Genomic DNA, 14968 nt, shown 5'->3' on the forward strand with positions numbered 1-14968 from the left:
AATCGCGTAACGGAGGCCAAAATTCGATCCGGAAAAAGGTGCCGCGAAACCTTAAGCGGTCGCGCAAACCCGCCAATGTCAGGCTAACGGACTCGGAGGTAGGGTGAGTGGCAGCGAGTCGTAAGGTTGTAGAGAGTCGATTTCAGTATCGATGGCGCTCCGCAGGCTTGGGTATTTGACCGCAGAGCAGTGAGATTGGAGGCGGCCGAGGGCGATTGTTTTCTGGCTGCTAAATGCTTCGCCCAGTTTTTTCACAGTCATCACGTAGAAGTCCCATTTTGCAACGTCATGCACGATGCAGTCGTCGCGGGTCTGATCTGTATGTACGCAAAGAACATATACGTCGGCAGAACGGCCCTTCGGAAGACTCGTATTTGTCCTCGCGTCCCACGGCGCGTTCCGTTCGGCTATATCGAATGAAATCTTGGAAGGTGATTTCTGAATCCAAGCCTGCACGTACCCGGCAGACTTCACCTCGATCCCTCGACCCCGATATCGAAAGTCGACACAGTTCCATTCGGTCCGAGGCTGATCGGCCACCCCAAGACACTCTCCAACCAAATACTCCGCGAACATCGGACGGACGGTATTACTAATTAAGTCTGAATAAGCCCACGCCCAGAAGTCACCTACTGTATGTGTTTCTAGGCCGACAATTCGTTGCATTGGGTCTACTCTTGATGGCATCGTTACTCCTCCAGCATGACACCACACCTGGTCGCTGATACATTTAACGGCGAAATATTTAGCCGGATTGTTGGGTTTTCGGCGTCCCGATCTGGGAATGGAAAGATTGAGGCACTGTGACCAAGTTCGCAAGGGTTACCGCTACATTCGTTGAATGCCAGCTGTGAATTCCGGCGAAGCTATTGGTCGCCTCGTTCCCGAGATAAGCATCGTTTTTCCCGCCCAACCTGAGCGATCATTAAGGATCGAAGCTTGGGCAATACCCACACCCCCGCTACAATTCAACTTGAATCCGCTCGTCCTCCTTCGCTTGCTCTGGCTGGGACGCCTGGGCTACCTCGAGCGGCTCGCGCGCCTGTCTCCCGACGGCGGCCCCATCCGCATCGGCCTGAAGCGCGGATGGATGGTCAACACGGCCGAACTGATCGAGGAAGTTCTCGTCACTCGTCCGGATGAGTTCGTCAAGAGCCCCGCATTGCGCATCTACTCGCGGCCGCTGCTCGGGAACGGTCTGCTAACCAATGAAGGCGCATCCCATATGCGCCAGCGCCGTCTGGTGGCTCCCGCCTTCGCCCATCAGCGAGTCTCGCGCTATGCCGAAGTGATGTCGCGGTTCGCCCGCGATACCTTTGCGAACTGGCCGGACCACGCGGTCATCCCGAGCCATCGCGAGATGACCCGTCTCACCCTCGGCATCGTCGGACGCACGCTGTTCGATGCCGATCTCCTGTCGGATGCCGATGAGATCGGCAAGAATATCACCGAACTGATCCACTTCGCCACCCGGCAGGCGCGATCGCTTCGGCCGACGCAAACCGAAACCGAGAATCGCCGGAATCGAAGCGCTCTGGCTGCCGTCGAGCGGCTGAATCGGGCGATTTACGGAATGATCGAGCAGCGCCGGGCGATGAACATCGATAAGGGCGATTTAATGTCGATGCTGCTGCTCGCCCGCGATGAGGACGGCAACGCACTATCCAATGAGCAGGTGCGCGATGAGGCCATGACGCTGTTTGTTGCCGGCCATGAAACGACGGCGAACGCATCGGTGTGGTCGCTCTACCTGCTCGCGCATCATCCCGAAATCCAGCGGGATTTGCAGCAGCAGGTCGCCGCAACAGTCGGCTCGCGTCCAATCGCTATTGAAGACCTGCCGCGTCTTCCACTCGCGATGCAGGTTTTTAAAGAGTCGATGCGCCTCTTCCCTCCCGCATACATCGTGGTCCGCGAAGCGCTGCACGATCTTCAGCTGTCGAACGGCCTGCACGTGCGCCAGGGCGATCTTCTCGCGTTATGCGAATACACCATGCATCGGAATCCGCGCTATTTTCCCGATCCGCTGCGCTTCGACCCTACTCGATTTTCGCCCGAGAACGAACCGCGCATCAACCGCTACGCTTATTTCCCCTTCGGCGCCGGGAAACGAATCTGCATCGGCAACCAGTTCGCGCTCATGGAGGGCCAGATCATCCTCGCAACCGCCATGCAGCACGTAACCGTTTCGCCGGCGAGTTCGCGGCGCCTGCGCGGCGATCCCTTGCTCACGCTGCGCCCCAAAGGGGAAGCCAAACTCCGCGTCACCCGCATGCGCTAGCGATTACTGCCCGGGAACCCAATATCGTTGTTGCTGTTCAGTGTGGCCGTCGTCTTCGAGCACGCGCAGTGTCACGGTTGTATCGGCTGAAGGTAGCGGCAAGCGCGTGTAGCCGGTAAACAGATCTCTGGACGTCAGCGGCACAGGCTTCGCGATCCCGGCGCTGTGGACAATCAACTGACCGCTGCGTGCATGGTCGACTTCCCACGATCTTGCGTTCCAGTGCACCAGTAACTGCGGCCCGGCGCTGAAAACCTCGAGGGTAAGCTCCGGACCGTGCGGTTTCGCCGCGCCGCCCGGCGTCACCAGACTGCGCACAGCGTAGCCCAGAAGCGCGCCCACCAGTAGCGACGCAATTACCGCGCCGCCTAACGTCCGCCGCCGGTCCTCAGCCGGTGCCGGGGGCTCCGGCTTGGCAAGATCGTCCCGACGCCGTTTTTGAATCGGCCTGTACTTTTCCTCTTCGGTTTCCGTGAAACTCGGATCGGTGAAGAATTCGTGGCCCTTCCGGTGCGGCGCCACCGCTCCCCCGGTTCTGAAGAAGAACGAAGCCCGCGGCACGCCGTCATCCTGCGGCTTCAAAACCAGCGCAATCTGCCAGGGATTGGGAAACAACTTCTGGTAGACGTCCAGATCGTCCGGCGTCAGAGCCAGTTCGCTCCGCCCGTGCGCGATCCAAAACCCCACGACTGAGAGCCCCGCGATTTCGCGATCCCACCGGCCGCTATCCGTAAGCGCCGCCACGCGTGTTTTCTCCTCGTCCGATAGCACAAACGCGGGGCCCAACGCATGGGCGCACTCGATCGGCCGCTCCGCCACCACTTCCACGCGCTGCATCATGCGCGCGTTCGGCAATACGCGGCCGAACAGCACGCCGCCCTCTTCCAGGCCGCCGTTCGGCAGCGCGCGGAAGTTCTTCACCGCGCGCTCACGCAGGCGCATCATCAACTCGGTCGTGTATTCCACCGTGAACGGGCACTCGGGCGCTTTCCATCGCCGGGCCTGAGACGGCGGTACGGGCAACGCCGTACCACCATCCGGAATCCGTGCCTGCTCCCTTGGTTCGTCAGCCACCCTTATAATGTATGCGGGTACCGGCGCAAACACGGCCAGTCACCCATTTTTTATGTCCAAGGGCAAAGATCTCGAACTGCGCTTGCAGCGCACCGAAGAGCAACTGCGCATTTTCCAGCGCGTCAGCCGGTTCATGGTTCGTGAAATGAGCCTTCAGGAAGTCCTGCAAGGCACGGTTTCGCTGATCGCCGAGTTCATGGAGTGCGATTCGTGCCTCATCTACCTCATCGACGACGACAAGCTGGTCCTCTGCGCGGCCAATAACCCGCACCCGTCGACGATCGGTAAAGTCAAACTGCGGATGAACGAAGGTCTCACCGGATGGGTCGCGCGCGAGCGCCGCATGGTTGCCATCCCTCGCGAAGCGTACAACGATCCGCGGTTTAAGTACTTCGGAGAACTCGCCGAGGATACGTTCGAGGCCTTCCTGTCAGCGCCCGTGATTGCGCGCAACCGCGTGGTGGGCGTCATCAACGTGCAGCATAAACAGCCACACCAGCACTCGGGCGTGGAGATGGAGACGCTCACCACCATCGGCGAGCAGGTCGGCTGTTCTCTCGTCCTGGCCCGCATGGAACCCAATGCCGTATCGGAAGCCAACCATGTCGAGCTCGTTCTGGCTTCCGGTCCGGTACGCCCTCGACTTTAGTGACTCGCTTCTACTCTCTCTTTGCTCTGCTCGGAATCCTCTCGGCTCAGCAGACGCCGCCTGCCGGCGACACGACGCCGGCCGCGCGCCCACTCGGCAAGTGGGTGATGAGTTATCTCCACGATGACAATCGCAGCACCCTGACGCTGACCGATCTGAAGTTTCCATCGACCGAGCGCGGCATCGCCTCCGGTTACATCACCCGAATGGCTTTCGACCCGCTGCAAGGTTCCCACGTCGAGAAAGAGTACCCGGTCGTTATGGTCACGTCCAATGGCGGCAAGGTCTGGACTCCCGTCGAAATCAAAGAGCTGCCGACCTCAATGTTCTTCCTGGACGATACGGTCGGCTGGTTCGTCTCCGATAAAGGGATTTGGTTTACGGCCGAATCCGGACGCGCCTGGCGGCGCATCTCCCAACAGAAGAATCTTCTGCGGGTCTACTTCCTCACGCGTTCGCACGGGTTCGCGGTCGGCGGTCAAAAGCGGGTGCTTGAATCGGTGGATGGCGGCGTCACATGGGCGCCGGTCCCCGCCGCCGCTCAACCCCAAACCAAGCCGGACTGGACAACGTATAGCGCGATCGCCTTCGACGACAGCAACACGCTCGGCATGATTACCGGCTTCAGCATTCCCGTACACCCGGCGCCTCCGACTCCCGTGGACTCGCCCGCCGATTCCGCAGACAAGAAACCGCCGCCTCAGGTTCCCCATGAGCTGATCTTCCTGGGGACGAGCGACAGCGGCAAAATGTGGGATGTTCAAACGGCATCGCTCTTCGGCGAAATCACGCATCTGACGCTTTCGTCGCTGGGCTACGGACTCGGCCTCTTCGAATTCCGGGATGATTTTCCGTGGCCCAGCGAGGTTCATCTGATCCATCTCAAAACAGGCAAGAGCGAGCGCGTGTTTCGCGAGCACGACCGCGCGATCACCGATGTTCTCTGCGTTCCCGGCGGCGAGTGTTACATCGCCGGCATTGAGCCGCTGGGAACGTCGCGATCCAGCCCGATTCCGGGTAAAGTCAAAATCCTCCGCAGCTCCGATTTCGAGCATTGGGAGGAAATCCCGGTCGATTACCGCGCGGTTGCGCATCGCGTTTGGCTCGCATCGCCCGGTGGAAGTGAAGTGTGGGCGGCGGCCGATACGGGAATGATTCTGAAATTGAAATCGGACTGAAACATTCCCGGCCGGCGCTGGTTTTTCCACTTTCGATTCACTGCTGACGGCCGCTAAGTCTTTCATTTCGCGAGCGATCAAAGTTGAGGAAATCGCCGGAAACTCGCGCTATTTCTGTTGACGTATCGTTGCGCCGGGTTCATATTGAGACTGTTCCAGGAGGTTCTGGAAACGAAAAAAGTTCAGGCGGAGCAAGCTGGTTTCGGCCAGTTCATCCGCTGAAGACGAGAACCTTCCGGTAAATCGGCTAAGCGCAAGCGAAGCGGATGGCCGGAGCCATCGGGCGTATTGAGCGGCCTCTCACCAGGCCGCAACGGAAGCATCGATGGTGGGGCGCAAGGGCGGAAACGCGCAAGCGCAACCAGGTTCCGATTCTGGAAGGTTCGTAGCGTTCGTTGGCGCCGATCGTTTCTGCGCAAGTAGAAACCGGAGCCGCCGGGCGATGCGAGTCCGATCAGAACCGCTCGTTCCCGGAACCTACTGGACTTCCGCAGCGCGCCCGATTCCGCGCACGCGCTGACTGATCCATCCCAAAGCGCCGCCGATTATCCCACTCACGGGCAGAACGGCCAGATGCCAGATCGCCTGGTGCATCACTTTCAGATTGGAGCAGTAGAGTTCCAATAGACCCAATCCGCCCAGCCCCGCGAGGAGTCCGGCTGCAACGCCCGCGCCGACAGGCTCGACTGCGAATCCACGGCGCAGCACGATCCAGGCGACCAGACCGACGGGGATCGCATGAAGAAGACCGTTTACCAGGCACTCGATACCTTGCGGCACAAACCCGCTCACATCGTAGTCGTGGAAGAATACAAGAAATTCGCATCCTATCGCAGCGCAGACCACAGCGAGTAGCCACCCTGGCCGGATCGGCAGTCCGCCGCCCGGGATCATCTCGCTGGCCAGTAGCCGTGCGGCCATCCAAGCAAAAAGAGCCAGGCTCATGAAGATGACGACGCGTTCAACCAAACTGAGCGCGAAGAACCCGCCAAATCCGGATAGCGCCGCTCCTGACCAGGCAATTGCGGCGCACGCGATTATGAGCACTAGAGTTTGAATCGCCGTCGATGCGATGGGCCGTACGGGCCGAATTGACGGAATAATGGCTTTCTTCGCGCGCTCGACGATTGCCGGATCGAGTTCGCCGGCCGGTCCACTTTCCATGAGCTCGTAAAGGCGGCGGCAACCGGCGCACGATTCTAAGTGCTCGCGAGCCTCGCGTGAAAGGGATGACCCGCTCGCGCGCCGCAAGAGGAAGTTCTCGAACTCTCTACAGTTCACTGGAAGCTCCCGCCGCGAGTAAACCGCGCAGCTTTTCGTACGCCCGATGCGCCTTCTGCTTGACCGATCCCACACTGCTCGAAGTGGCGCGGGCAACTTCTTCGAGAGACATTCCGGTCACTTTCAGCAGTGTAAGGACTTCGCGCTGACTCGCCGGCAACGCTTTCAGCAGGGTTGCGAAGCGGTCCGTGTCTTCCGCTGGTGCGGATGGCGGAGCCGCGACTTGCGGAAGTTCATCGACCTGATACTCTTTCGCTTCGACGCGCCGCAATTTGCGGTACTGATCCACGCGGACATTCCGGGCGACGGCGTACAGCCAGGGCAGCAGCGGCGCATCCGGCCGGTAAGTATGCCGCACTTTATGAATGCGCAGCCACGTTTCCTGCAGCAGATCGTCGGCATACTCCCGGCTTCGCGAATGCAGCATGAAAAAGCGATGCAGCTGCGGAGAAAGAGAGGTGATGAGCCGCGCCGCCGCATCCTGATCCCCACGCTGGTAGGCGGCCATCATATCTTCTATTCGTATGTAAGGGCCGGAAAGTTCCGGTCGGGGGCGTTGCTCCGGCGACATCCCAGGCTGCATGACGGTGACTACTCAATCATGCACGACGAGAACAAGCGACGACGTGGCGATCGCTGCGATTGCGCGCACTCGGGGCGCTTTCGAGGCCGCGGAGTCGACGATGCCCGCCGCGGAAGCCGAACCGACGATGATCGGCATCACGATCTCGGTCGCGAGCCAGAAGACGAAGCACGGCAGAGCGGCCCACTTAGTCAACGCCGAGTTGCGGGCGGCAAGCACAATTGCGATCCAGAGCGGATAGGTCTGTACGATGTGCCGGATCACGCCGTGAGATACCGTCCCGACGACAAGCGGGGCGCCATGATCAGGAAACAGCAGATAACCGGGTTCAGTCGATACGCCGAGCGGCCTAGGTCCGCCACTTCGGCCGGGGCGCCGAATAGTCGCGGAACATCTCGACAAGAGCTTCGGGTTCGGTATCGAAGGCGAGCATCGACGCATGATCGGGCCGCAGGAAGCCTTGTGCGACCATCTGATCGACCATGTTTCGGAGCGGGTCGAAATAGGCGAGCGTATTCAGGAAACCGCAGGGCTTATGGTGAATGCCGAGCTGGGCCCAGGTCCACTGCTCGAAGATTTCTTCCAGAGTGCCGGCGCCGCCGGGAAGGGCGATGAATCCGTCCGACAACTCCGCCATCCGGGTCTTCCGTTCATGCATGGTTGCCACGATGTGGAGGTCGGTAAGTCCCGTATGTTGAATTTCGCGCTCCAGCAAAGCTTGCGGCATGACTCCGATGGCAGCGCCGCCCGCATTCAAGACGGCGTCGGCCAAGATACCCATGAGGCCAAGCCGGCTGCCGCCGTATACAAGATCGATGCCGCGCGCGGCAAGAGTGGTGCCCATTCGCCGGGCAGCATCGGCGTACGCTTCGTCGTTTCCGGAGTGCGAACCACAGAAGACACAAATACGCATGCGGCTAAGTTGCTAGGTTATCGGTCAGCGCGGGGTGATCGGCGTGGGCTGGGCGTAGTATCCGTAGCGCGTGCGGGCAGTTAGTCCGGGCTTGTCTACCTTCACCTGGAGTGCATGATATTCGTTGGGACCGTCACCGGGAAGCCCTTCGAACGTAATGATGTAGTAATTGGTCGCGTCCGCAAGGCACTTAGTGATTTCGCCCGCTACGTCATTATTCGAGTTCAGCACTAATCCGCCGCTCTGGCGCGAGAGAACCTGCTGAGCTAAGTTACCGATATAGACCTGACTCGGCTTTGTGATCCCTTTTAGGAATTGCTCGTAATAACTGGTCCGCAGCCCAACGTCATCAGAAGTTCCGAGAGGATCAACGCTGTAGAGAGTAATGTTTGCCTGCCGCAAAATTGTGGAAAGACGAACGATGGAATTGAAGAATCGGTCCTGAATCTTGGAATCCAATTGAACGTTCGGGCCGGAAAGGAGCGGCCAGCCGGGGCCGATCCAGATAACAAGTTTCCGTCCAGGTTTGGGGCCTACGGTTTCGGTAAGCTGGTCGATCGCCTTGAGAGACAAATCCAGCCGCTCGTCCGCGCCGTAAAATCCCTGAGATCTGTTGACGCTGCGTAATGCGTTCTTATTGTCGTTGAGGCGCCCAATCAGCGCGTTGCCGTCCCGAGTCGGACTGTCATCAAGCGTGGTTCCCGAATCGGTGAAAAAGGCGAGCGATACCGGCACAGGGAGTTCCGGGTTTTGTTTCAAAAACTTCTGCACCTGGTCGCGGGTATACGCGACATGCGTGAAGTTAACATTCACTTCATCGATGAGAAGGATGACTTCCACGGGCGGATCGGTTGTGCCCGCGCCGGTGACGGCCTGAAAGGAAAGGATTGGCTGGGGCGATTTGTTGTCGAGAAGCGTGAAATCCTGTTGTTGCAATCCGGATACCGGCTTCCCGGATTTATCGGTCACGACGACGCTTAACGCGATGGGAGGGCGAGGGGACGGCGTCGCTACTGCATCCTGCCGGGCAACCGCGGAGCACACAGAAACGCAGAATAAAGACGTCCAGCAACAGAGCTGATTTCGCATGTGATATCCTCACCTTCCATTCGAATCTTACTACCCTGGACGTATCGCGCACCAGGCGTGTTGCTTCTAACAACTAATGAATGAGCTGTTAAGTGCGATCAAGTCCAAAAAGGATCAATTGGATAGTTTGCGTCCGGAGTCGCCGGCCGCGTTGTCTTCCCTCCGGAAATATTACGACGTTGAATTAACTTACACTTCGAACGCGATCGAAGGAAACACGCTGACGCTGCGCGAGACGGCGGAGTTGATTGAACACGGCATTACCGTCGGCGGAAAACCGCTGCGCGATCATCTGGAGGCGGTTGACCATTACGACGCGGTCTTATGGATGCGGGAGTTGGCGGCGAGTGCCGCAAATCTGGATGAGATGACTGTTCGCGAAATGCTCCGCCGTATCGTGTTCCGCAGCCAACCCGAGACCGGAGGAGTTTACAGTTCGCTTCCACGGCGGGGTGCGGGTTCGCCGGTCCTGTTTCCCAACCCTCTGAAGATCCCGGATCTAATGAGAGATTTCGGGGTGTGGCTAGGTTTGATTGAGCTGACGCCTTGGATGAGTTTCGAGGCGCACTTCCGATTGGTTGCAATTCATCCGTTCGCAGACAGCCGCACCGCACGGCTCTTGATGTCGCCGTGCGTCCGCCAGATAGGAAAGCTTACCTGGATGCGCTGGAACACGCTTCGCCTAAGGAAGATCTCGAGCCCTTCGAGATGTTGATGTACGGCCGGCTTAACGAGACGTTGGATGAGTAGTCACCGCTCCGTCACCGTCGCGGCTCAGTAACGTACTGATTCTACTGAGCCGCGCAGGTGAGTAAGCGGTGCTTTTTGATTACGGCTACGGGCTGCCGGCAGTGGAGGATCCTCCCTTTCGGTCGGGCTCGGAGTGGGCAGCGCGGCGTCGCACAACTTACCGGCTACTTGTCTTTCGTTTCGTGGTACTCCATCTCGGTATTCACTTCCCAGAGATTGGATTTGTCCGTGATCCCGGCCGCGATGTTATCGACCGCAATCATCGCCGTCAGCATCGAATGGTCCTGATTGTTGTACTTATGCATTCCATTACGGCCGATCAGGAATAAGTTATCGATCTTATCCACAAAGGTCCGGATCTTATCGAAATCTTTGTAAGCGCCGAAGTAAGCCGGGTAGGTTTTGGGAACGCGGATCACGGTCGCGTCCACAACATCCGAGCCTTGAGCCATGCCCATGCGCTCGAGTTCGTCTTTGGCCAGCTGGATCATCTTCTCGTCCGGGTAACTCCAGATCGGATCGGTTTCATAGCAGAAATACTCGAGTCCGATCCAGACCAGGTTCGGGTCGCTGATCATATAAGGACTCCAGTTGTTGAATATCTGGATGCGGCCGACCAGCACATCCGGCTCCTGAACGTAAATCCAGTTGTCGGTGAGCAGCCGCCGCCCGCTTTCAGACTCCTCCGAGATGAGTAGCTTCTTGAGCAGGATACCGACCGTGATGAAGTCGCGGTACTGCAGGTTATCGCTGACGTTGCGAACTTCCGCGGGAACGTCGTCCATGTCCTGGATCAGTTCTTTTATAGGCATGGTGGAGAAGAAATAGTCGCCTTCGAAGGTACGGTGCTCGCCCGTCGCGCGGTGAACGGCTTCGACGGAAATTACCCGGTTTCCCTGGCGATTGATCTTGCTGGCTTCCCATCCGCATAGGATCTCGCCGCCCTTCTCCATGATGCCGGCGGCGACGAACTCCCAAAGCTGGCCGGGTCCGAGTTTCGGGTAAAGGAAGCGCTCGATTAGTGAAGTTTCGACGTCTTTTTGTTGGATATCGGAACCCTTACTGAATTGCTTTTTCACGAAGTGCGAGATGGCGGTGAAAATGGATAGGCCTTTAATACGCTGGGCCCCCCACTCGGCGCTGATCTCATGGCACGGAACGCCCCAAACCTTCTCGGTGTAGCTCTTAAAGAACAGAAGATAAAGACGCTTGCCGAAGCGGTTGATCAGGAACTCCTCAAGGTTGCCTTCCGGTTTGACCGGCATCGCCATACTCTTGAGGTAAGACATACCGGCGACGAAGGTACGCGGGATACCAAGATTCTTGATGGTATCGGGAGTGAGTTTAATCGGATATTCGAAGAACTTACGGAGAAAGTAGATGCGCGACTTACGGTTGCGGACGAGCATGACCCGGTCCTGTTTGTCGGGATCGGGTCCGTTGCCGGAGGTCATGATGTCGCGCTTCTGATTCTGGTAAGTGATGCTGGCGGAGCCGTTGGAGAGCGCCTGAACGGGCATAACGGCAGTCCACCATTCCATAACGCGATCGGATTTCGAGAAGAAGCGGTGGCCGCCGATATCGATGCGATTGCCTTTATAGTTCACCGTGCGGGAAATGCCGCCCATGGCTTCGCTCTTTTCGAGCACGATGGGTTTGATTCCTGTGCGCTTCTGAAACTCGAATGCGGCCGTCAGTCCGGCGGGGCCGGCGCCGATAATCAAAGCGATTTTCTGGTTCATGCAGTGGTTGAGACGGTGACGTTCGTAGGCTGCGACGGGCAGAGCGTTCTGATCGGACGGATATTACACGATCAGCGCTCCGGACGGCGCGGCGGCTAACCCGAAATCACGACCGCTTCCACAAGTTACCACGACGCCTCGCCAGGGCGGCATTGCGGCCGCGTAACGCTTTGCAAACATTGTGATTATCTACTCCCTGTGTCTCTTTGGGTAAGGGCTTTAAGAGCTGGAATCGTGCTATCCTCCCAGTGTTCGAGTGAACGATTCCGCACCGTTCGGCGGCGTCGATTTAATGCCTCCTTCTCCAGCCACCCCGATTCCCGCGGTGCCGGCCGCTAGCCCGGTTCCTCTCCCGATCCCCCTGATGACGCGCGTCCGCGCCCACCTGTCCATCGCGCGGTTCGATCACATCACCAAAAACGTTTTCGTGCTTCCTGGGATCGCCATTCCGCTTAGCGTAGATCGCAGTCTGGCGACGTGGGATCTTCTCCCGAAAATACTGATCGGATTTGTCGCCCTTTCGCTGGTTGCGTGCAGCAATTACGTGATTAATGAGGTGCTGGACGCACCGTTCGACCGGTTCCATCCGACCAAACGGATGCGGCCCGTAGTGGCGGGGCTGGTGAATATCCCTCTCGCCTACGTGCAGTGGATCCTCATGATGCTGCTGGGCGTCGGATTGGGAACGCTGGTTTCGCGGCCGTTCGTTTACGCCCTAGTAGCGCTCTGGGTGATGGGATGTGTGTACAACTTTCCGCCGATTCGGACTAAGGATCTGCCGTATCTGGACGTGATTTCGGAATCGGTGAACAATCCTCTGCGCATGTTGCTGGGCTGGTTTATGGTCGCGCCGCTCTTAATTCCGCCCGTTTCGCTGCTGGTTTCGTACTGGATGGTCGGCTGTTACTTCATGGCGCTGAAGCGGTTTTGCGAGTTTCGTGACATTGGGGACACCTCGCGCGCCGCGGCGTATCGAAAATCGTTCGCCTACTACACCGAACCGTCGCTGATGGTTTCGGTTATGTTCTATGCATCGGCCGCCATGTTGTTTTTTGGCGCGTTCATTATTCGCTACCGCATTGAGCTGGTGTTGACGTTTCCTTTGGTGGCGCTGGTTATGGCCATCTACCTGCGGCTTGCATACCACAGTGGCAGCGCCGTCCAGAATCCCGAAAAGCTCCATCGCAGCAAGCTGTTGATGGGTAGCGTCGGTTTGTGTTTTGCGGCGATGGTGATACTTCTATGGGTCGACATCCCGTTCCTGAACCAGTTATTCCGCCCGACTCTTCCGACCAGCAGCATCCACACCCGCTGATCCGATGAAAAGCGTCGACCCGATACCGGTCGCGACCGCTCCGGTTGTGGCTTTGTCGAATCCGCCGGCTCAGCGCTTCGAACGGGCGCTCGGCGCCGCGGTGCTGGTGCTCTATTTCTTACTGATTCTGGTTTGTCAGCGGGTTTCTCACGCGGGCGCGAACGGGTTCGGGTCGTATCCGGACGAGTCGTCGCACTACGTTACCGGGCTGATGGTGCATGACTACTTGCTCACGGGCATGGGCGAGTCGCCCGTCGCGTTCGCACGGCAGTTTTACCTGCACTTTCCTTTGATCGGCATCGGTCATTGGCCGCCGCTGTTCTACGCCCTGGAAGGCGTGTGGATGCTGGCGGCGGGCACCAGCCGGAGCAGCGATCTGGTGCTCATCGCGATCATCGCGGCTCTGCTCGCGTTTGAGCTCTATCGATTGTCGCGAGCCTATGCCGGGCGCTGGGGCGCGTTCTTCGTGGGATTGTGGCTGTTCGCGGTGCCGGTGATGCGGTGGAGCGACGACCTGATCATGCTCGATGTTTTCGCCGCGCTACTGATCCTGCACGCGACCGTTCGGTTCGGGCGATTCATGGAAACCGAGCGCGCGCAGGACTCGATTTGGTTCGGAGTTGCGGCGGGGCTGGCGTTCCTGGCCAAACCGGCGGCGCTTTGCCTGGTGTTTGTTCCGGCGATGGCTATCTTGATGACCGGAAGATATCGGTTGCTGCGGAAACCGGCGCTCTGGTATGCGGTTCCGATCGTGGCAGTTCTGGTAGCGCCCTGGTATTACTACACGCTGCCGCTCGCATTCTACGGCCACAATACCTTGAGTTTCCGCCAGGGGTTGGCTGAGAACTTCCCGCTGTTCTTCCGCCAGCTTTGGGATGAAACCAGCTTCCTTGGTGTGCTCGGGCTGATCGGAATCGGTATATGGGTTGCCCGCGCGGGAAAAAGATTGAGCGGCGTCGAAGCGTCTTTGGCCGTGCTACCGGCGGCGGTTCTGATTTCGATTTTGGTCGCGCATGTGGATCTGGAACCGCGCTACATTATCCCGGCGATTGCGCCATTGCTGGTCGCCGCCTGCGTAGGCCTGTTGACCCTGGTCCGAATGCAAAAGCGCGCGTGGGCGTCGCTTGGAGCGTTGCTGCTTGCGACCGCTGCATTTGCCGGAATAAGCCGGATGCCGGGACTGCTGGACAATGCGCCGGGCGTCGGCCCTCTGGCTACCGTTGCTTTGCGTGCTGCGCCGGCGGCCGGGACGACCATGCTGGTGGTTGCGCCCACAGCTTCCCGCGAAGGACGCATCATGGCGGAGTTGGCGATGCGCTCGCGCGATCGGAATCTGAATGTGGTCGTGCGGGCGACTAAGTTGTTGGCCGATGTCGATTGGAACGCGACTCGCTATAAAGCTTATGCGAAATCGCCGGATGAAATGCTGCAGATACTGGATCGTAGCGGGATCGACCTGCTACTGATCGATGTTACCGGCAAGATTCCTTCGGTGTGGAGTCATTACGACTTCGCGATGGAACTCCCGAGTCTTGATCCTTCGCGGTTTCAGGAGATTGGACAATTTCCAGGTGGCGGCGCGCCGATCTACAAGCTTTACCGCGTGCTGCCGGGATTGCATCCTACGCCTCGCACGGATTTGATGCTGCGGAAGCTGAACGAGAAGTTCGGGGCCGGCAGCCGGTAGGCTCAGGCCTCTCGAGAACTAAGGTTTCGCTAACCCCTCGGTAAGTACTCGCGACAGGGCGGCAATGGTCAGTTCACCGGGATTATCAGGCGTCCAGTTAACCTCCGGTAAGTCTTCGACGGTAATTGCCATGGCAATCGGACCTCTCTCCGAGTACACGATCCCCACGTCACTGCGCAAATGATCCAGCGCGCCCGACTTATTGGCGACTGGGATGTCTTTGAAGGTTCGCGCAATACCTCCGTGATCCTGCTGCCGCTTGAGTACCGCGATCATTTCCTTTGAAGCATCGGAGTCGACTAACTCGCCGCGGTATAACATCTCCAGGATGGAGACCATCTCGCGGGGCGTGCTGCGGCCGATGCCCCACCTCTTATTCTCGGGCTTCGCGCCTTCTTGCGTGACGCCGCTCGGCTCGGGCTTCAG

At 58.7% G+C, this 14968-nt stretch carries 14 protein-coding genes; 6 read left to right on the forward strand and 8 right to left on the reverse strand.

What is annotated here, in order from left to right:
- The first annotated feature begins 973 nt into the window (after positions 1-973).
- Positions 974-2281 carry a cytochrome P450 gene (locus H1Y01_RS13525; RefSeq protein WP_180541042.1) on the forward strand — a complete coding sequence of 436 codons (1308 nt, stop codon included), beginning with the start codon at positions 974-976 and terminating at the stop codon, positions 2279-2281.
- A gap of 3 nt (positions 2282-2284) precedes the next feature.
- Here H1Y01_RS13525 and H1Y01_RS13530 read toward each other — a convergent pair whose 3' ends face one another.
- Positions 2285-3355, reverse strand: a complete 1071-nt coding sequence (locus H1Y01_RS13530; protein ID WP_180541043.1) for a hypothetical protein — start codon at positions 3353-3355, stop codon at positions 2285-2287.
- A 52-nt stretch (positions 3356-3407) separates the two neighbouring features.
- On the opposite strand from H1Y01_RS13530, the gene H1Y01_RS13535 reads away from it, so the two are divergent.
- On the forward strand, positions 3408-4004 hold the full coding sequence (locus H1Y01_RS13535; protein ID WP_180541044.1) for a GAF domain-containing protein: 597 nt from the start codon (positions 3408-3410) through the stop codon (positions 4002-4004).
- On the forward strand, positions 4004-5182 hold the full coding sequence (locus tag H1Y01_RS13540) for a WD40/YVTN/BNR-like repeat-containing protein (RefSeq protein ID WP_180541045.1): 1179 nt from the start codon (positions 4004-4006) through the stop codon (positions 5180-5182). Before H1Y01_RS13535 ends, H1Y01_RS13540 begins: the two co-directional genes overlap by 1 nt.
- Before the next feature lie 477 nt (positions 5183-5659).
- Here H1Y01_RS13540 and H1Y01_RS13545 read toward each other — a convergent pair whose 3' ends face one another.
- From H1Y01_RS13545 to H1Y01_RS13565, 5 genes are all read right to left on the reverse strand, one after another.
- Positions 5660-6346 carry an NrsF family protein gene (locus H1Y01_RS13545; RefSeq protein WP_180541046.1) on the reverse strand — a complete coding sequence of 229 codons (687 nt, stop codon included), beginning with the start codon at positions 6344-6346 and terminating at the stop codon, positions 5660-5662.
- A gap of 106 nt (positions 6347-6452) precedes the next feature.
- Entirely contained in the window at positions 6453-6974 is a 522-nt protein-coding gene (locus H1Y01_RS13550) for an RNA polymerase sigma factor (protein ID WP_219341532.1), read from the reverse strand.
- A gap of 84 nt (positions 6975-7058) precedes the next feature.
- Entirely contained in the window at positions 7059-7310 is a 252-nt protein-coding gene (locus H1Y01_RS13555; RefSeq protein WP_180541047.1) for a hypothetical protein, read from the reverse strand.
- 85 nt (positions 7311-7395) lie between these two features.
- Positions 7396-7959: a TIGR00730 family Rossman fold protein gene (locus H1Y01_RS13560; protein WP_180541048.1), complete on the reverse strand. Its 564-nt coding sequence runs from the start codon at positions 7957-7959 to the stop codon at positions 7396-7398.
- A gap of 24 nt (positions 7960-7983) precedes the next feature.
- Positions 7984-9048, reverse strand: a complete 1065-nt coding sequence (locus H1Y01_RS13565; protein WP_257644455.1) for a VWA domain-containing protein — start codon at positions 9046-9048, stop codon at positions 7984-7986.
- 76 nt (positions 9049-9124) lie between these two features.
- Here H1Y01_RS13565 and H1Y01_RS13570 point away from each other — a divergent pair, with 76 nt between their 5' ends.
- On the forward strand, positions 9125-9763 hold the full coding sequence (locus tag H1Y01_RS13570; protein WP_180541050.1) for a Fic family protein: 639 nt from the start codon (positions 9125-9127) through the stop codon (positions 9761-9763).
- Positions 9764-9962: 199 nt separating this feature from the next.
- Here the strand turns inward: H1Y01_RS13570 and H1Y01_RS13575 are convergent, their stop codons facing one another.
- Positions 9963-11540 carry an NAD(P)/FAD-dependent oxidoreductase gene (locus H1Y01_RS13575; protein WP_180541051.1) on the reverse strand — a complete coding sequence of 526 codons (1578 nt, stop codon included), beginning with the start codon at positions 11538-11540 and terminating at the stop codon, positions 9963-9965.
- 256 nt (positions 11541-11796) lie between these two features.
- Between H1Y01_RS13575 and H1Y01_RS13580 the strand changes: the two genes are divergently transcribed.
- Complete coding sequence (locus H1Y01_RS13580) at positions 11797-12855, forward strand: UbiA family prenyltransferase (protein WP_180541052.1); 1059 nt, start codon at positions 11797-11799, stop codon at positions 12853-12855.
- 4 nt (positions 12856-12859) lie between these two features.
- Entirely contained in the window at positions 12860-14542 is a 1683-nt protein-coding gene (locus H1Y01_RS13585) for an ArnT family glycosyltransferase (protein ID WP_180541053.1), read from the forward strand.
- 18 nt (positions 14543-14560) lie between these two features.
- Here H1Y01_RS13585 and H1Y01_RS13590 read toward each other — a convergent pair.
- Positions 14561-14968: serine hydrolase (locus H1Y01_RS13590; RefSeq protein WP_180541054.1), on the reverse strand; the 408-nt coding region annotated here is incomplete at its 5' end.

It is taken from the genome of Nevskia soli, assembly GCF_903970205.1.
Classification (GTDB): domain Bacteria; phylum Acidobacteriota; class Terriglobia; order Bryobacterales; family Bryobacteraceae; genus Bog-113.